The 17,134-nt window shown below is 67.5% G+C and carries 18 protein-coding genes and 3 tRNA genes; 20 read left to right on the plus strand and 1 reads right to left on the minus strand.

What is annotated here, in order from left to right:
• Positions 1 to 75 precede the first annotated feature (75 nt).
• The 7 genes from AAHM41_RS11030 to AAHM41_RS11060 all read left to right on the plus strand — a co-directional run bounded on the left by AAHM41_RS11030 (position 76) and on the right by AAHM41_RS11060 (position 3,323).
• Positions 76 to 151: transfer RNA gene (locus tag AAHM41_RS11030), tRNA-Val, on the plus strand.
• 160 nt (positions 152 to 311) lie between these two features.
• Positions 312 to 388: transfer RNA gene (locus AAHM41_RS11035), tRNA-Asp, on the plus strand.
• 73 nt (positions 389 to 461) lie between these two features.
• Positions 462 to 538, plus strand: a tRNA-Asp gene (locus tag AAHM41_RS11040).
• A gap of 210 nt (positions 539 to 748) precedes the next feature.
• Positions 749 to 1,072 carry a BufA1 family periplasmic bufferin-type metallophore gene (locus tag AAHM41_RS11045; protein WP_342236587.1) on the plus strand — a complete coding sequence of 108 codons (324 nt, stop codon included), beginning with the start codon at positions 749 to 751 and terminating at the stop codon, positions 1,070 to 1,072.
• A 32-nt stretch (positions 1,073 to 1,104) separates the two neighbouring features.
• Positions 1,105 to 2,031 (plus strand): MNIO family bufferin maturase, encoded by a 927-nt coding sequence (gene bufB, locus AAHM41_RS11050; RefSeq protein ID WP_342236588.1) that lies wholly within the window; start codon positions 1,105 to 1,107, stop codon positions 2,029 to 2,031.
• Positions 2,021 to 2,854: an HvfC/BufC N-terminal domain-containing protein gene (locus tag AAHM41_RS11055; RefSeq protein WP_342236637.1), complete on the plus strand. Its 834-nt coding sequence runs from the start codon at positions 2,021 to 2,023 to the stop codon at positions 2,852 to 2,854. Before bufB ends, AAHM41_RS11055 begins: the two co-directional genes overlap by 11 nt.
• Positions 2,823 to 3,323 carry a DoxX family protein gene (locus AAHM41_RS11060; protein ID WP_342236589.1) on the plus strand — a complete coding sequence of 167 codons (501 nt, stop codon included), beginning with the start codon at positions 2,823 to 2,825 and terminating at the stop codon, positions 3,321 to 3,323. Before AAHM41_RS11055 ends, AAHM41_RS11060 begins: the two co-directional genes overlap by 32 nt.
• A gap of 34 nt (positions 3,324 to 3,357) precedes the next feature.
• Here the strand turns inward: AAHM41_RS11060 and AAHM41_RS11065 are convergent, their stop codons facing one another.
• Positions 3,358 to 3,972, minus strand: coding sequence for a class I SAM-dependent methyltransferase (locus AAHM41_RS11065; protein WP_342236590.1), 615 nt, complete (start codon positions 3,970 to 3,972; stop codon positions 3,358 to 3,360).
• A gap of 345 nt (positions 3,973 to 4,317) precedes the next feature.
• Here AAHM41_RS11065 and AAHM41_RS11070 point away from each other — a divergent pair, with 345 nt between their 5' ends.
• The 13 genes from AAHM41_RS11070 (at position 4,318) to AAHM41_RS11130 (ending at position 17,129) form a co-directional block, all read left to right on the plus strand.
• Entirely contained in the window at positions 4,318 to 4,686 is a 369-nt protein-coding gene (locus AAHM41_RS11070; protein WP_034832298.1) for an NADH-quinone oxidoreductase subunit A, read from the plus strand.
• Positions 4,677 to 5,240, plus strand: coding sequence for a NuoB/complex I 20 kDa subunit family protein (locus AAHM41_RS11075; protein ID WP_342236591.1), 564 nt, complete (start codon positions 4,677 to 4,679; stop codon positions 5,238 to 5,240). Before AAHM41_RS11070 ends, AAHM41_RS11075 begins: the two co-directional genes overlap by 10 nt.
• Positions 5,241 to 5,257: 17 nt before the next feature.
• Positions 5,258 to 5,893 carry an NADH-quinone oxidoreductase subunit C gene (locus AAHM41_RS11080; RefSeq protein ID WP_342236592.1) on the plus strand — a complete coding sequence of 212 codons (636 nt, stop codon included), beginning with the start codon at positions 5,258 to 5,260 and terminating at the stop codon, positions 5,891 to 5,893.
• 5 nt (positions 5,894 to 5,898) lie between these two features.
• A complete protein-coding gene (locus tag AAHM41_RS11085; RefSeq protein WP_342236593.1) occupies positions 5,899 to 7,080 on the plus strand; it encodes an NADH-quinone oxidoreductase subunit D in 1,182 nt (393 codons plus the stop codon).
• Entirely contained in the window at positions 7,077 to 7,742 is a 666-nt protein-coding gene (gene nuoE, locus AAHM41_RS11090; RefSeq protein ID WP_342236594.1) for an NADH-quinone oxidoreductase subunit NuoE, read from the plus strand. The genes AAHM41_RS11085 and nuoE overlap by 4 nt, the downstream gene beginning before the upstream one ends.
• The gene (nuoF, locus tag AAHM41_RS11095; RefSeq protein ID WP_342236595.1) at positions 7,742 to 9,040 is read left to right on the plus strand and encodes an NADH-quinone oxidoreductase subunit NuoF; all 1,299 of its coding nucleotides are present in this window, start codon (positions 7,742 to 7,744) and stop codon (positions 9,038 to 9,040) included. Before nuoE ends, nuoF begins: the two co-directional genes overlap by 1 nt.
• Positions 9,041 to 9,050: 10 nt before the next feature.
• Positions 9,051 to 11,105, plus strand: coding sequence for an NADH-quinone oxidoreductase subunit NuoG (gene nuoG, locus AAHM41_RS11100; protein WP_342236596.1), 2,055 nt, complete (start codon positions 9,051 to 9,053; stop codon positions 11,103 to 11,105).
• A 7-nt stretch (positions 11,106 to 11,112) separates the two neighbouring features.
• Positions 11,113 to 12,120, plus strand: a complete 1,008-nt coding sequence (gene nuoH / locus AAHM41_RS11105; RefSeq protein ID WP_342236597.1) for an NADH-quinone oxidoreductase subunit NuoH — start codon at positions 11,113 to 11,115, stop codon at positions 12,118 to 12,120.
• Between the two features lie 12 nt (positions 12,121 to 12,132).
• The gene (gene nuoI, locus AAHM41_RS11110; protein WP_342236598.1) at positions 12,133 to 12,621 is read left to right on the plus strand and encodes an NADH-quinone oxidoreductase subunit NuoI; all 489 of its coding nucleotides are present in this window, start codon (positions 12,133 to 12,135) and stop codon (positions 12,619 to 12,621) included.
• 111 nt (positions 12,622 to 12,732) lie between these two features.
• Complete coding sequence (locus tag AAHM41_RS11115) at positions 12,733 to 13,329, plus strand: NADH-quinone oxidoreductase subunit J (RefSeq protein ID WP_342236599.1); 597 nt, start codon at positions 12,733 to 12,735, stop codon at positions 13,327 to 13,329.
• A gap of 4 nt (positions 13,330 to 13,333) precedes the next feature.
• On the plus strand, positions 13,334 to 13,642 hold the full coding sequence (gene nuoK, locus AAHM41_RS11120; protein WP_309796378.1) for an NADH-quinone oxidoreductase subunit NuoK: 309 nt from the start codon (positions 13,334 to 13,336) through the stop codon (positions 13,640 to 13,642).
• A 10-nt stretch (positions 13,643 to 13,652) separates the two neighbouring features.
• Positions 13,653 to 15,599 (plus strand): NADH-quinone oxidoreductase subunit L, encoded by a 1,947-nt coding sequence (gene nuoL, locus AAHM41_RS11125; protein WP_342236600.1) that lies wholly within the window; start codon positions 13,653 to 13,655, stop codon positions 15,597 to 15,599.
• Positions 15,600 to 15,608: 9 nt separating this feature from the next.
• Positions 15,609 to 17,129 (plus strand): NADH-quinone oxidoreductase subunit M, encoded by a 1,521-nt coding sequence (locus AAHM41_RS11130; protein ID WP_342236601.1) that lies wholly within the window; start codon positions 15,609 to 15,611, stop codon positions 17,127 to 17,129.
• The last annotated feature ends 5 nt before the right edge of the window (positions 17,130 to 17,134 follow it).

The following is a 17,134-nucleotide window of genomic DNA, read 5'->3' on the forward strand; positions in this document are numbered from 1 at the left end:
CGGGCGGGCCGCCCCCCCCCCCCGCCCCCCCGCTTCATGTCTGGGCCCTGCGGGTTCATCCCCGCGGGCTCGCCCGGGCGATTAGCTCAGTTGGTAGAGCATCGGTTTTACACACCGAGTGTCGGCGGTTCGAGCCCGTCATCGCCCACCAGCTCCCGGCCGCTCCGGCGGCGTCGCGGCCTACGAATCCCAGGTCACTCCCCAGGGTTCGGACCGCCGCGAAAATACCGCTCCGCCCTCGGCAATTCGAGTTGACAGCCCCCGGTGGAGTGGGTATCTCAAGCGCCTCGCCGCGATGAGCGGCCAGATGCGCGGGTGTAGCTCAGTTGGTTAGAGCGCCGGCCTGTCACGCCGGAGGCCGCGGGTTCAAGTCCCGTCACTCGCGCCACGTCCTGTTTTCCGGTCTCGCTCCGGGTTTCGGCGGTCCGCCGAAGGCCCCGTGATCGTTGCCGGCACCCTGCGCGGGTGTAGCTCAGTTGGTTAGAGCGCCGGCCTGTCACGCCGGAGGCCGCGGGTTCAAGTCCCGTCACTCGCGCCACTTCCTCCCCGACTTCAATCGGTATTTCCGCCTCGCCGGTCTCATCCTGTCGCCAGGATCGCGCCCCGCACGGGACCGATGCAGGGCGTCCGGCGAAAGACCAAGGCGAGGACTGCTCGGCAGCTCGGATGTAACATCTCGCCTCTCCCCATCGTAGTCAGAGTGAGACGGCCGGGAAACGGCCGGCGAACCCTCCAGGGGAGAGACGTCATGTCCACAATGGCGAAGATCAGCGCGGCCGTCCTAGCCGGTGCCGTCGCGACCGCGCTCGCATCGATGGCGGCCGCGGCGCCGCTGACACAGGAGCAGGTCAAGGCGGCGATGGATGCGGGCAAGGAGAAGTGCTTCGGGGTCGCGCTCAAGGGGCAGAATGACTGCGCGGCCGGCCCGGGCACGACCTGCCAGGGGACCTCGACCGTCGACTACCAGGGCAACGCCTGGAAATTCGTTGATGGCGGGACCTGCACCACGATGGAGCTGCCCGACGGCCGCCACGGCTCGCCTCAAGCGCTGACCCGCGACCTTCCTTCGTAAGCAAAGCCAAACGTCGGAAAGCGGAGATCACGATGAGCCGCCCGGCAACACGCCCGGACCCCGGGACGTCGCACGGCCTCCGCTTTCCGGCCCATTCCGTCGCGGGCATGGCAGGCACCAGCCTCGAGCATGAGCATCTGCCCGCGATCCTGGCCGACAAGGAATGGGCGGGCTTCTTCGAGGTCCATGCCGAGAACTACATGGGGGCCGGCGGCCCGCCGCACGACGCGCTGACCCGCATCCGCCGCGACCACCCCGTCTCGCTCCATGGCGTGTGCATGTCGATCGGCGGTCCGCAGCCCCTGGACACCGCGCATCTCGCGCGCTTCAGGGCGCTTGTCGACCGTTACGAGCCGGCGCTGGTGTCCGAGCATCTCGCCTGGTCGACCCACGGCGGCACCTATTTCAACGATCTGTTGCCCTTGCCCTATACGCCGGCGACGCTCGTGCGCGTCGCCGATCACGTCGACCAGGTCCAGGAGGCGATCGACCGCCCGATCCTGATCGAGAATCCGTCAACCTACCTCCTGTTCCGGGACTCGACCATGAGCGAGACGGAATTCATTCGGGGGATGGTCCGGCGCACCGGATGCGGCCTGCTGCTCGACGTCAACAACGTCTTCGTCTCGGCCATCAACCACGGCACCTCGGCGTCGGCCTATCTCGCGGATTTTCCGCTGGACCATGTCGGCGAGATCCATCTGGCCGGGCACACCGAGCAGCTGGACGATGAAGGCGACCCGCTCTTGATCGATAGCCATGATCGCCCGGTCGCCGACCCGGTCTGGACCCTCTTCGAGACCGTGATCGACCGCGTCGGCCGCACCCCGACGCTGATCGAACGGGACAGCGAGATCCCCGACTGGCCGGCGCTGAAGGCCGAGGCCGAGGCCGCTCAGGCGATCCTCGACCGCCATGCCTGCGGCTCCATCCGGGGCGAGGTCCATGATGCCCGCTGACCATCGGACTCCGGATGGCGGCGACAGGCTCTCCTATCCGGCCGCCTTCGCCGCCGGTCTGCTCGATCCCGGTCACGCCACACCCGCTATGGTCACCGGGCCGAACGGCAAGTCCGCTGGCAGGCGCTACGATGTCTATCGGAACAACGTCACGGTCAGCCTCATCGACGCGCTGGCCGCGGTGTTTCCGGCGACGATGCACATCACCGGCGCGGAGTTCTTCCGCGCCATGGCGCGCTTCCACCTGCGCGCCTGCCCGCCGACCTCGCCGCTGCTGCTCGACTACGGCCGCGACTTTCCCGACTTCATCGAACGCTACGACTATGCGCGGCCGATGCCGTGGCTGGCGGATGTGGCGCGGATCGAGCGGGCCTGGCTCGACGCCTATCATGCGGCCGATGCGAACCCGTTGCCGTCGCAGGCCCTGGCGGCCGTCCCGACGGAACGTCTGGCCGACACTGTCTTTACGCCGCACCCGGCGATCCGGATCGTGCGCTCGCGCTTCCCGGCCGTCACCATCTTCGTGGCCAACCGGAACGACGGCCCAGTTGGCCGCATCGAGGCGGTTGAGCCGGAGGATGCGCTGGTGACCAGGCCTGGCCTGGAGGTCGCCGTCCGGCACCTCCCGCCCGGCGGTGCGGACTTCCTGGCCCGCCTGATCGCGGGCGAGCCTCTCGGCTCGGCTGCCGACGCTGCGTTCTCGGACAGCCCCGAGTTCGATCTTTCCGCCGCCATCGCCGCAATGCTCGAGGCGGGAGCCTTCACCGCCATCCAGCAGGGGCTTGAAGACGATGAGTGTCGAACGGCCAGTCGCCGCCGGTGACAGGCGGCGGGGAGTCGGCGGCGTCACCGCACGGGTGAACGCCGTCGTCCAGGCGATTGCGCAGCCGTCCCTGACGCAGTTCGTCCTGCGCTGCGGCCTCGCCGTCCCGTTCTGGCGGTCCGGCATCAACAAATGGGACGGTTTCCTGCAGCTGAACGATGTCGCCGTGCTGCTGTTCAGCTCGGAATTCCAGCTCCATCTCCCGGGCGGCCCCTATCCCTTCCCGGCCCCCGGCGTCGTGGCCTTCGCCGTCGGCTCGGCAGAGATCCTGCTGCCGAGCCTGCTCATCCTCGGGCTCGCGACACGGCTGGCTGCGCTCGGGCTGCTGGTGATGACGCTCGTCATCCAGCTGACCGTGCCGGATGGCTGGCCGATCCATCTGACCTGGGCGGCGATGGCGCTCGCCGTGATGCGATGGGGGCCAGGACGGCTTTCGCTTGACCGATGGCTCGGCGGACGCTCTGTCTGAACACCGATCGACCGCCTCGGCCCCCCGTCCGGTGTCAGTCCGGCCGGGCGCTGCCCTCGTACATGAAGGACATCGGCTTCGGCCCCGGCATGTAGCCGGTTTCGATGCGATCGACGCGGAACCCGCTCGACTCGATCATGGCCTGGATCGGCCGGTTGAGATGACAGCCGCCGCTGATGCGCCGCCAGGCGGGCGTCAGCCAATCCTGCCACCGGCGAACACCCGCGTCCGGTGCCAGCCCATGCTCGACGAAGAGCAGCCGCCCGGCCGGCCGAAGCACGCGGCGCATTTCGCCGAGCGCCCGGGAGGCGTCCAGGATCGTGCACAGGGTCCAGGTCGTGACGATGGTGTCGACGCTGCGGTCGTCCAGCGGGATCGCCTCCGCCGAGCCGCCGATGAAGGCGGCCGGCGTCCGCGTCCCGCGTGCCGTCTCCCGTGCCATGGCGATGAGCTGCGGGGCTGGCTCCAGGCCCAGCACCTCGCGCACGGACTCTCGATAGAACGGCAGGTTCAGCCCCGACCCGACGCCGATCTCCAGGACGCGCCCTTCAGCCGCACCGACCACCCGCTCGCGATAGGGCAGGAGGCCGCGATTGCGCATCGCCAGATGGCAGAGTCTCGGCAGGACGACGCTGCGGTAGAAACCCATGGCGCGCTTCTCCTCGATCCCGGGACGGCATTGCGGCATCGGTCCGGGCTGACCCGGGCAGTCTATGCGAGTTGCGCCGCCCGCGGACATCGGCGCGATATCCGGTCGGGACCCACGGCGCCCGCCCGGTCCGAGAGCCCGAAGATCCCAGCAAAATCATGCGGTTGAGAAGCATTCGCATTTACAAAATGTGGCGGAAATTCGCTTCTCTCGTCCGACATGCCGGCCTATAAAGGCCGCGCCGGAAGGGCGGCCAGACGGACGGCCTTCACGACGAAGAACGAGATTTGGGGTGGAGCGCCTGCCGATCAAGATCGCGCAGGCTCCACGTGTGACGGGTGAGCGATGACGACCTCTCTTGTGTCGGAGTACTTTCCGATCCTCGTCTTCCTGGCGATCGCCATCGTGATCGCCGGCGCCGCGGTCGGCGCATCCCTCGTCGTCGGGAAGCAGAATCCGGACAGCGAGAAGCTCTCGGCCTATGAGTGCGGCTTCGACGCCTTCGCCGATGCGCGCTCCAAGTTCGACGTCCGGTTCTACCTGGTCTCGATCCTGTTCATCATCTTCGACCTGGAAGTGGCCTTCCTGTTCCCCTGGGCCGTGGCGCTCAAGGACATCGGGATGTTCGGCTTCTGGTCGATGATGGTGTTCCTCGGCGTCCTGACCGTCGGCTTCATCTACGAGTGGAAGAAGGGAGCGCTGGAATGGGAGTGAGCGCGACGCAGCCGGGCAGCCCCGTGGGCGTCGGCACGCCGATCCCGCCGGGCGCCGGGCAGGACGCGGTGATCCGCGCCGCCAACGCCGAGATCCAGGACAAGGGCTTCCTGCTGACCCAGTTCGACTCGCTGATCGACTGGGCGCGCACCGGGTCGCTGTGGCCGATGACCTTCGGCCTGGCCTGCTGCGCGGTGGAGATGATCCACGCCTACATGCCGCGCTACGACCTCGACCGACTCGGGGTCATCCCGCGGCCCAGCCCGCGCCAGTCCGACGTCATGATCGTCGCCGGCACCCTGACCAACAAGATGGCCCCGGCCCTGCGCAAGGTCTACGACCAGATGCCGGAGCCGCGCTGGGTCATCTCGATGGGCTCCTGCGCCAATGGCGGCGGCTACTACCACTATTCCTATTCGGTGGTGCGCGGCTGCGACCGCATCGTCCCGGTCGACATCTATGTCCCGGGCTGCCCGCCGACGGCCGAGGCCCTGGTCTACGGCATCATGCAGCTGCAGAAGAAGATCCGGCGCGGCAACCGGATCGTCCGCTGAGGGATCGGGAAGCAAGAATGGCATCGATCCAGGAACTGACCGATCTCGGCACGGCCCTCGCGGCGGCGCTGGGCGAGGACGTGCTCGGCCATGCGGTGTCGCCGACGGCCGAGCTGACCCTGACCGTCCGGCGCGAGTCGATCGTCCGGGTGCTGACCCATCTGCGCGACGCGCCCGATACCCTGTTCGAGCAGCTGACCGACATCTGCGGCGCCGACTACCCGACCCGGCCGGAGCGGCTGGAGGTCGTCTACCATCTGCTCAGCTTCCGGCATAACCGCCGGATCCGGATCAAGCTGACGACCGACGAGGACACGCCGGTGCCCTCCGCCGCCGGCACCTTCCCGGCCGCGACCTGGTTCGAGCGCGAGGCCTGGGACCTGTACGGCATCTTCTTCGCCGACAATCCGGATTTGCGCCGCATCCTGACCGATTACGGCTTCGAGGGGCATCCGCTGCGCAAGGACTTCCCGCTGACCGGCTATGTCGAGGTCCGCTACGACAGCGAGCAGAAGCGAGTGGTCTATGAGCCGGTGAAGCTGACCCAGGATTTCCGCACCTTCGACTTCCTCAGCCCGTGGGAGGGCATGACGCGCGACGGCCCGGTGCTACCGGGCGACGAGAAGGCGGCGCTGAACGAGCCGAAGGCGTAAGCATCATGGTCGAGACCCAGATCAAGCCCTACACCATGAACTTCGGGCCGCAGCACCCGGCGGCGCACGGCGTGCTGCGCCTGGTGCTGGAGCTGGACGGCGAGGTGGTGGAGCGGGCCGATCCGCATATCGGGCTGCTGCATCGCGGCACCGAGAAGCTGATCGAGTACAAGACCTACATGCAGGCGACGCCGTATTTCGACCGCCTGGACTACGTCGCGCCGATGAACCAGGAGCACGCCTTCGCCCTGGCGGTGGAGCGGCTGCTCGGCGTCACCGTGCCGGAGCGCGGCCAGTACATCCGCGTGCTGTTCTCCGAGATCAGCCGCATCCTCAACCATCTGCTCAACATCACCACCTATGCGCTCGACGTCGGCGCGGTGACCCCGTCGCTGTGGGGCTTCGAGGAGCGCGAGCTCCTGATGGAGTTCTATGAGCGGGTGTCGGGCGCGCGGCTGCACGCCAACTATTTCCGTCCCGGCGGCGTCGCCCAGGACATGCCGGCCGGCTTGGCCGACGACATCTGGGCTTACACCGAGCGCTTCCCGAAATTCGTCGACGACCTCGAAAGCCTGCTGACCGAGAACCGGATCTTCAAGCAGCGCCTGGTCGATATCGGCGTGGTGACGGCGGAGCAGGCCAAGGCCTGGGGCTTCACCGGCGTCATGCTGCGGGCCTCGAACGTGTCCTGGGACCTGCGCAAGTCGCAGCCCTACGAGGTCTACGACAAGCTCGATTTCGACATCCCGGTCGGCCTGACCGGCGACTGCTATGCCCGCTATCTGCTGCGGATCGAGGAGATGCGCCAGTCCAACCGCATCATTCGGCAGTGCCTGGAGCGGATGCCGAAGGACGGCCCGGTGAAGACCACCGACCGCAAGGTGTCGCCGCCGCCGCGGGCCGACATGAAGCGCTCGATGGAAGCGTTGATCCATCACTTCAAGCTCTACACCGAGGGCTACCACGTCCCGGCCGGCGAGACCTATGCCGCGGTCGAGGCGCCGAAGGGCGAGTTTGGCGTCTATCTGGTCGCGGACGGCACCAACCGGCCGTATCGCTGCCGCATCCGCGCCCCGGGCTTCGCCCATCTGCAGGGGCTCGACTTCATGAGCCGGGGGCACATGCTGGCCGATGCCGTCGCGATCATCGGCAGCCAGGACATCGTGTTCGGGGAGATCGACCGATGACGGCCGCAGGGATTGCGCCGGAGGCGGACCAGCCGAAGGAATTCGCCTTCACGCCCGAGAATCTCGAGCGGGCGAAGAAGATCATCGCCAAATACCCCGAGGGCAAGCAGCAGAGCGCGGTGATCCCGCTGCTCGACATCGCCCAGCGCCAGCACCACAACTGGATCCCGCGGGTGGCGATGGACTACGTCGCCGACCTGCTGGAGATGCCGCGGATCCGGGTGTACGAGGTCGCCAGCTTCTACACCATGTTCAACAAGGCGCCGGTCGGCCGCCACTTCTTCCAGGTCTGCACCACCACCCCGTGCTGGCTGCGCGGCTCGGGCGAGGTGATGCGGGCGCTGCAGGACAAGGCCGGCTGCGGCAACCACGAGACCAGCGAGGACGGCCAGTTCTCGGTGCTCGAGGTCGAATGCCTGGGCGCCTGCGTCAACGCCCCGATGGTCCAGATCAACGACGACTTCTACGAGGATCTGGACTACGACAAGACGGTCGCGCTGATCGAGGCGCTGAAGGCCGGCCAGCAGACCACGCCGGGGCCGCAGAACGGCCGCACCAACTCCGAGGCCCTGTCCGGCGCCACCACGCTGCTCAACATGAAGCCCGGCCATCGCCCGGCGGTGCCGTCCTCGGCCACCGCCCCGGATCAGGGAGAGAAGTGATGCTGCGCGACGAAGACCGCATCTTCACCAATCTCTACGGCTGGGACGACTGGGGCCTGGACGGCGCCCGCCGCCGCGGCATCTGGAGCGACACCAAGGCGCTGGTCGATCTCGGCCGCGACAGGATCATCGAGGAGGTCAAGACCTCCGGCCTGCGCGGCCGCGGCGGCGCAGGCTTCCCGACCGGCATGAAGTGGTCCTTCATGCCGAAGGAGAGCAAGGACGGCCGCCCGAGCTACCTGGTCATCAACGCCGACGAGTCCGAGCCGGGCACCTGCAAGGACCGCGAGATCCTGCGCTTCGACCCGCACCGGCTGATCGAGGGCGCGCTACTGGCCTCCTTCGCCATGGGGGCGCACGCCTGCTACATCTACATCCGGGGCGAGTTCTACGGCGAAGCCTCGAACATGCAGGTCGCGATCGACCAGGCCTATGACGCCGGCCTGCTCGGCAAGAACGCGGCCGGCACCGGCTGGGACTTCGACCTGTACCTGCATCGCGGCGCCGGCGCCTATATCTGCGGCGAGGAGACGGCGCTGCTGGAGAGCCTGGAGGGCAAGAAGGGCCAGCCGCGCAACAAGCCGCCGTTCCCGGCCGGCGCCGGCCTCTATGGCTGCCCGACCACGGTGAACAACGTCGAGACCATCGCCGTCGTCGGCGAGATCCTGCGCCGCGGCGGCGCCTGGTTCGCCGGCATCGGCCGGCCGAAGAACCAGGGCACCAAGCTGTTCTGCATTTCCGGCCATGTGAACCAGCCCTGCAACGTCGAGGAAGAGCTCGGCATCCCGATGCGGGAGCTGATCGACCGCCATGCCGGCGGCATCCGCGGCGGCTGGGACAACCTGAAGGCGGTGATCCCCGGCGGCTCTTCCGCTCCGATCCTGCCGAAGGACATCTGCGACACCGTCCTGATGGACTTCGACGCACTGCGCGAGGTCAAGTCGGCGCTCGGCACCGCCGGGCTGATCGTCATGGACAAGTCGACCGACGTGATCTACGCGGTCGCCCGCCTGTCGCGCTTCTACATGCATGAGAGCTGCGGCCAGTGCACCCCGTGCCGCGAAGGCACCGGCTGGATGTACCGGGTGATGCAGCGCATGGTCACCGGCAATGCGCGGTCGGACGAGATCGACATGCTGCTCCAGGTGACCAAGCAGATCGACGGCCGCAGCATCTGCGCCCTGGGCGATGCGGCCGCCTGGCCGGTCCAGGCGCTGATCCGGCATTTCCGCGACGAGATGGAGGAGCGGATCCGCGACTATCGCGACCGCGCCCATCGCCGCGAAGCTGCGGAATAGGAAGGCACCGATGCCCAAGCTGACGATTGACGGGGTCGAGATCGAGGTCGAGCCGGGCACGTCGGTGCTGCAGGCCTGCGAGCGCCTCGGCATCGAGGTGCCGCGCTTCTGCTTCCACGACAAGCTCTCGGTGCCGGCGAACTGCCGCATGTGCCTGGTCGAGATGGAGAAGGCGCCGAAGCCGATCGCATCCTGCGCGATGCCGGCCGGCGACGGCATGGTGATCCGGACGAACACCGATGTCGTGCGCGACGCGCGCCGCGGCATCATGGAGTTCCTGCTGATCAACCATCCGCTCGACTGCCCGATCTGCGACCAGGGCGGCGAGTGCGACCTGCAGGACCAGGCCGTGGCCTATGGCTTCGACCGCGGCCGCTACACCGAAGGCAAGCGGGCGGTCACCGACAAGTATCTCGGGCCGCTGATCGAGACCTTCATGACCCGGTGCATCCAGTGCACCCGCTGCATCCGCTTCATCGACGAGATCGCCGGCGTGCCGGTGCTCGGCGGCGTGAACCGCGGCGAGCACATGGAGATCACCACCTATGTCGAGCAGGCGATCGCGTCCGAGCTGTCGGGCAACCTGGTCGATGTCTGCCCGGTCGGGGCGCTGACCTCCAAGCCCTACGCCTTCAGCGCCCGGCCGTGGGAGCTGCGCAAGACCGAGACGGTCGACGTGCTCGACGCCATCGGCTCGAACATCCGCATCGACGCCCGCGGCGGCGAGGTGATGCGCGTGCTGCCGCGGCTGAACGAGGACGTCAACGAGGAGTGGATCAGCGACAAGACCCGCTACGCCATCGACGGGCTGAAGCGGCGCCGCATCGACCGGCCCTATGTCCGGCGTGACGGCAAGCTGCAGCCGGCCAGTTGGGCCGAGGCCTTCCAGGCCATCGCCGACAAGGCCAAGGGGCTGGACGGCCAGCGCATGGCGGCGATCGCCGGCGACACCGTCGATGCCGAGGCTATGGTCGCGCTGAAGGACCTGATGACCGCCTTCGGCTCGCCGAACCTCGACTGCCGCCAGGACGGGGCCAAGCTGCCGGCCGGGCCGCGCGGCGCCTATCTGTTCAACAGCGGTATCGCCGGGATCGAACAGGCCGACGTCATCCTGCTGGTCGGCACCAACCCGCGCTCCGAGGCGGCGATCGTCAACGCCCGCATCCGCAAGCGCTGGCTGAAGAACGGCCTGACCGTCGGCGTGGTCGGCCCGGCCGTCGACCTGACCTACCGCACCCGCCATCTCGGCGCCGGGCCGGAGACGCTGGCGGCGATCGCCGACGGCACCGACGGCTTCGCCGAGGTGCTGCGCAACGCCAAGGCGCCGCTCTTGATCGTGGGGCAGGGGGCCCTGACCCGCGAGGACGGCGCCCAGGTGCTGGCCGCCTGCCGCCGGATCGCCGAGACCTACGGCCTGGTCCGCGACGGCTGGAACGGCTTCAACGTGCTGCACAGCGCGGCGGCGCGGGTCGGCGGGCTCGACCTCGGCTTCCTGCCGGGCCCGGGCGGCCGCGACGTCGCCGGCATCCTCGACGGCGCCGGCAAGGGCGAGATCGACTTCGTCTGGCTGCTCGCGGCCGACGAGATCGACACCGGCCGGCTGGGCAACGCCTTCGTGGTCTATCAGGGCCATCACGGCGACCGCGGCGCCCACCGCGCCGACGTGATCCTGCCGGGCGCCGCCTACACCGAGAAGAACGCCACCTACGTCAACACCGAAGGCCGCGTGCAGCAGGCCCGCATGGCGGTGTTCCCGCCGGGCGAGGCGCGCGAGGACTGGAAGATCCTGCGCGCCGCCAGCGACGTCCTGGGCCGCAAGCTGCCCTATGACAGCCTGCGCGAGGTGCGCCAGCGCCTGGTCGCGGTCAACCCGGTCTTCGGGACGCCGGACGTGCAGGCGGCGGGCGAGTGGGGGGCCTTCGGCGCCGAGGGCGCGATGGGCACGGCACCCTTCGTCTCGGCGGTCGAGAACTTCTACATGACGGACCCGATCACCCGCGCCTCGGAGACGATGGCGCAGTGCATCGACGAGATCCTGGGCCAGCACAAAGCGGCGGCGGAGTAACGCGGCGATGGACTTCTGGAGCGGATACGCCTGGCCGACGGTTCTCGTCGTCCTTCAGATCATCGCGATCATCCTGCCGCTGATCATCGCGGTGGCCTACCTGACCTACGCCGAGCGCAAGGTGATGGCGGCGATGCAGCTGCGCCAGGGCCCGATGGTGGTCGGCCCCTTCGGCCTGCTGCAGCCGATCGCCGACGGCCTCAAGCTGCTCAGCAAGGAGACGATCATCCCCTCCGGCGCCAACCGGATGCTGTTCATCCTGGCGCCGATGATCACCTTCTTCCTCAGCCTGGTGGCCTGGGCGGTGATCCCGTTCGACGATGGCTGGGTGCTGGCCGACATCAATGTCGGCGTGCTGTACCTGTTCGCGATCTCGTCGCTCGGCGTCTACGGCATCATCATTGCCGGCTGGTCTTCGAACTCGAAATACGCCTTCCTCGGCGGCCTGCGCTCCGCGGCGCAGATGGTGTCCTACGAAGTCTCGATCGGCTTCGTCATGATCACCGTGCTGCTCTGCGTCGGCTCGCTCAACATCTCCGATATCGTCAAGGCGCAGCAGACCATCTGGTTCGCGATCCCGCTGTTCCCGATGTTCGTGATCTTCTTCATCTCGGCGCTGGCCGAGACCAACCGGGCGCCGTTCGACCTGCCCGAGGGCGAATCCGAGATCACCGGCGGCTTCATGGTCGAGTACTCGTCCATGACCTACGCGCTGTTCTTCCTCGGCGAATACGCCAACATGATCCTGATGAGCGGGATGACCACCATCCTGTTCCTCGGCGGGTGGCTGCCGCCCTTCGGTATCGCGCCCTTCACCTGGATCCCCGGCGTGATCTGGTTCGTGGGGAAGATCCTGTTCTGCCTGTTCGTGTTCATCTGGGTCCGGGCGACGCTGCCGCGCTTCCGCTATGACCAGCTGATGCGGCTGGGCTGGAAGGTGTTCCTGCCGTTCTCGCTGGCCTGGGTGGTGATCACCGCCGGCGTGCTCACCGCCTTCGGCTGGCTGCCGAACTGAGAGGCCGAGACCATGGCATTCATCGACCGCACCGCCCGCAGCCTGCTGCTCAAGGAAATCCTGGGCGGGCTGGCACTGACCTTCAGCTACATGTTCAAGCAGAAGGCGACGCTGAACTATCCGTTCGAGAAGGGTCCGCTCAGCCCGCGCTTCCGCGGCGAGCACGCGCTGCGCCGCTATCCGAGCGGCGAGGAGCGGTGCATCGCCTGCAAGCTGTGCGAGGCGATCTGCCCGGCCCAGGCCATCACCATCGAGGCCGAGCCGCGCGCCGACGGCAGCCGCCGCACGACGCGCTACGACATCGACATGACCAAGTGCATCTATTGCGGCCTGTGCCAGGAGGCCTGCCCGGTGGATGCGATCGTCGAGGGGCCGAACTTCGAGTTCGCGACCGAGACGCGCGAGGAGCTTTTCTACAACAAGGAAAAGCTGCTGCAGAACGGGGACCGCTGGGAGGCGCAGCTGGCCGCGAACATTGCGGCCGACGCGCCGTACCGGTAAGACCCGCCTCGCCGGGGATTCGGCCCGGCTCCCGCAGGGGAGCGGCGCCGAGAGGGGTAGAGCAACCGTGACCTCGAGCGTCCGCAAGGGGACGACAGGGAGCACCGTGAGATGATCATCCAGGCCTTGGCCTTCTATCTGTTCGCCGCGATCACCGTGGCTGCCGCCGTGATGGTGATCTCGGCCCGCAACTCCGTGCATTCGGTGCTGTTCCTGATCCTCGCCTTCTTCAACGCGGCGGCGCTGTTCGTGCTGATCGGGGCGGAGTTCCTGGCGATGATCCTGGTCGTCGTCTATGTCGGCGCGGTCGCGGTCTTGTTCCTGTTCGTCGTGATGATGCTGGACATCAACTTCGCCGAGCTCAGGGCCGGCTTCCTGCGCTACCTGCCGATCGGCGCGCTGATCGGCGTGGTGCTGCTGGTCGAGCTGTTCCTGCTGTACGGCTCGGTCGGCGGCCCGTCGATCCTGGCCCCGGCGGCGCAGTCGGGCCCGACCAACACGGCGGCGCTCGGCCAGCTGATCTACACCCAGTACGCCTATCCGTTCCAGGCCGCGGGCCTCGTCCTTCTGGTCGCGATGATCGGGGCGATCGTGCTGACCCTGCGCCACCGCGCCGGCGTCCGCCGCCAGGTGATTTCGCAGCAGCTCGCGCGCCGCCGCGAGGAGGTGATGGTGATCAAGAAGATCGGCACCGGGGAAGGGGCCTGACGCCATGACGATCGGACTCGGGCACTACCTCGTCCTCGCGGCGATCCTGTTCACGCTCGGCATCTTCGGCGTGTTCCTGAACCGCAAGAACGTCATCGTCATCCTGATGTCGATCGAGCTGATGCTGCTCGCCGTCAACATCAACCTCGTCGCCTTTTCGGTCGCCCTCGGCGACCTGGTCGGGCAGGTGTTCGCGCTGTTCGTGCTGACCGTCGCCGCCGCCGAGGCCGCGATCGGCCTCGCGATCCTCGTCGTCTACTTCCGCAACCGCGGCTCGATCGCGGTTGAGGACATCAACATGATGAAGGGCTGAGGCGCCCCCGATGGACATCGCAGCAATCTTCCTGCCGCTGGCCGGCTTCCTGATCGCAGGACTGTTCGGCCGCCTCATCGGCGACCGCGCCTCGATGGCCGTGACGACGCTCGCCGTCTGCGTCGCCTGCGTCATCTCCTGGTGGCTGTTCTTCGACGTCGCCATCGAAGGCAACGTCCGCACCCATTCGCTGCTGCTGTGGATCAGCAGCGGCACCTTCGTCGCCGACTGGGCGCTGAAGTTCGACACGCTGACCGTCGTCATGCTGATCGTGGTCAACACCGTCTCCGCGATGGTGCACGTCTACTCGATCGGCTACATGTCGCACGACCACTCGAAGCCGCGCTTCTTCTCCTATCTCAGCCTGTTCACCTTCGCCATGCTGATGCTGGTGACGGCGGACAACCTGGTGCAGCTGTTCTTCGGCTGGGAAGGCGTCGGCCTGGCCTCCTACCTTCTGATCGGCTTCTGGCACGAGAAGGAGAGCGCCCGCGCTGCCGCGGTGAAGGCGTTCCTGGTCAACCGCGTCGGCGACTTCGGCTTCGCGCTGGGCATCTTCGCCGTCTACAAGATCTTCGGCACGGTGCGGTACGAGGAGATCTTCGCCGCCGCGCCGAACCTGGTGGATGCACGGATCGACTTCCTCGGCATGGACCTGCCGGCCCTGACCACCGCCTGCCTGCTGCTGTTCGTCGGCGCCATGGGCAAGTCGGCCCAGCTCGGCCTGCACACCTGGCTGCCGGACGCGATGGAGGGCCCGACCCCGGTCTCGGCCCTGATCCACGCCGCCACCATGGTCACCGCCGGCGTGTTCATGCTGGCGCGGATGTCGCCGCTGTTCGAATACGCCCCGGATGCGCTGGCCGTGGTCTGCGTCATCGGCGCGCTGACCGCCTTCGTCGCCGCGACGATCGGCCTGACCCAGTTCGACATCAAGCGGGTCATCGCCTATTCGACCATGAGCCAGCTCGGCTACATGTTTTTCGCCATTGGCGTCTCGGCCTACCAGGCGGCGATCTTCCACCTGCTGACCCACGCCTTCTTCAAGGCGCTGCTGTTCCTCGGCGCCGGCTCGGTGATCCATGCCATGGGCGGCGAGCAGGACATGCGCAAGATGGGCGGCATCTGGAAGCTGATCCCCTGGACCTACGCCCTGATGTGGATCGGCAGCCTGGCGCTGGCCGGCATCGGCATCCCCGGCGTGTTCGGCTTCGCCGGCTTCTACTCGAAGGACATGATCCTCGAGGCGTCCTGGGCGGCCCACACCAATGTCGGCGCCTTCGCCTACTGGCTCGGCATCCTGGCGGCGGTGATGACCGCCTTCTACAGCGGCCGCCTCCTGTTCCTGACCTTCCACGGCAAGCCGCGCGCCGACCACCACACCATGGACCATGTCCATGAATCCCCGCCGGTGATGCTGGTGCCGCTCTTGATCCTCGGCACCGGCGCGGTGCTGGCCGGCTTGATCGGCTACGACGTCTTCGTCGGCGAAGGGCGCGAGCACTTCTGGCGCGAGGCGATCCTGGTGCTGCACGGCCAGGACAGCATCGAGGAGGCGCACCACGTCGCCCTCTGGGTCAAGCTGCTGCCGCTGGTCGCCGGACTGATCGGGCTCGCCGCCTCCTGGGTGTTCTACATCCAGGCGCCGGGGCTGCCGGACGCGGTGGTGCGGGCGTTCAAGCCGGTCCACCAGCTGTTCTTCCGCAAGTGGTACTTCGACGAGATCTACGACGCCCTCTTCGTCAAGCCGGCCTTCGTCCTGGGCCGGGCCCTGTGGAAGGGTGGTGACGGGGCTATCATCGACCGGCTTGGGCCGGACGGCGTCGCGGCCACCTCGATCGGCATCGCCCGCCGGGCCAGCCGGCTCGAGAGCGGATATGTCTACCACTATGCCTTCGTCATGGTGATCGGCGTGGTCGCGCTGGTCTCCTGGTATGTCTTCGGCGGCCGGATGTGAGAGTGACTCATGGGTAACTGGCCGATCCTCTCGCTCGCCACCTTCCTGCCGCTGGTCGGAGCAGCCTTGATCCTGCTGCTGGCCCGCGGCAGCGACGCTGCCGTGGCCGCCACCTCCCGCTGGGTGGCGCTGTGGACCACGCTCGTCACCTTCGCCCTCTCGGTCGCCATCTGGCTCGGCTTCGACCCCTCGGTGGTCGGCTTCCAGATGGAAGAGAAGGTGGCCTGGTTCCCGGACCTCGACATCGCCTACCACATGGGCGTGGACGGCATCTCGGTGCTGTTCGTCGTCCTGTCGGCCTTCCTGATGCCGATCTGCATCCTCGCCAGCTGGGAGAGCATCCACAGCCGGGTGAAGGAGTACATGGTCTCGTTCCTGATCCTCGAGACCATGATGATCGGCATGTTCTGCGCGCTCGACTACGTGCTGTTCTACGTCTTCTTCGAAGGCGTGCTGATCCCGATGTTCGTGATCATCGGCATCTGGGGGTCGGGCGAGCGCCGCATCTATGCCGCCTTCAAGCTGTTCCTGTTCACCCTGCTCGGCTCGGTGCTGATGTTGGTGGCCCTTCTGGCCATGTACGTCCAGGCCGGCACCACCGACATCCCGACCCTGCTGGCGACCGATTTCGGCTACGACATGCAGGTCTGGCTATGGCTGGCCATGTTCGCCTCCTTCGCCGTCAAGGTGCCGATGTGGCCGGTCCACACCTGGCTGCCGGACGCGCATGTGGAGGCGCCCACGGCGGGCTCGGTGATCCTGGCCGGCGTGCTGCTGAAGATGGGCGGCTACGGCTTCCTGCGCTTCTCGATCCCGATGCTGCCGGAGGCGACGGCGCTCTTGACGCCGCTAATCTACGGCCTGTCGATCGTCGCGGTCATCTACACCTCCCTCGTCGCCCTGGCGCAGGAGGACATGAAGAAGATGATCGCCTACTCCTCGATCGCGCATATGGGCTTCGTCACCGCCGGCATGTTCTCGCTGACCCAGCAGGGCGTCGAAGGCTCGATCTTCCAGATGCTCAGCCACGGCGTGGTCTCGTCGGCGCTGTTCCTCTGCGTCGGCGTGGTCTATGACCGGCTGCACACCCGCGAGATCGCGCGCTACGGCGGCCTGGCCAACAACATGCCGAAATACGCCGTGTTCTTCATGATCATGCTGCTCGGCTCGGTCGGCCTGCCGGCCACCTCGGGCTTCGTCGGCGAGCTCCTGATCCTGACCGGCCTGTTCCAGGTGAACACCTGGGTCGCGACCCTGACCGCGACCGGCCTGGTGCTCGGCGCCACCTACATGCTGCTCTTGTACCGCAAGGTCATCTTCGGCGAGATCACGCGCGAGGATGTGCGGAAGATGACCGATCTCAGCCCGCGCGAGATCGTGCTCTTCGTGCCGCTGGCCCTGGTGGTGCTGTGGATGGGCATCTACCCGTCCAGCTTCCTGAACGTGATGTCGGTCTCGGTCGACCACCTCATCACCCAATACCACGCCGATCTCGGCCGCGCCGACGCGGTCGCGTTGGCCGTCCGCTGAGCCGG

The organism is Inquilinus sp. OTU3971, from assembly GCF_038440215.1.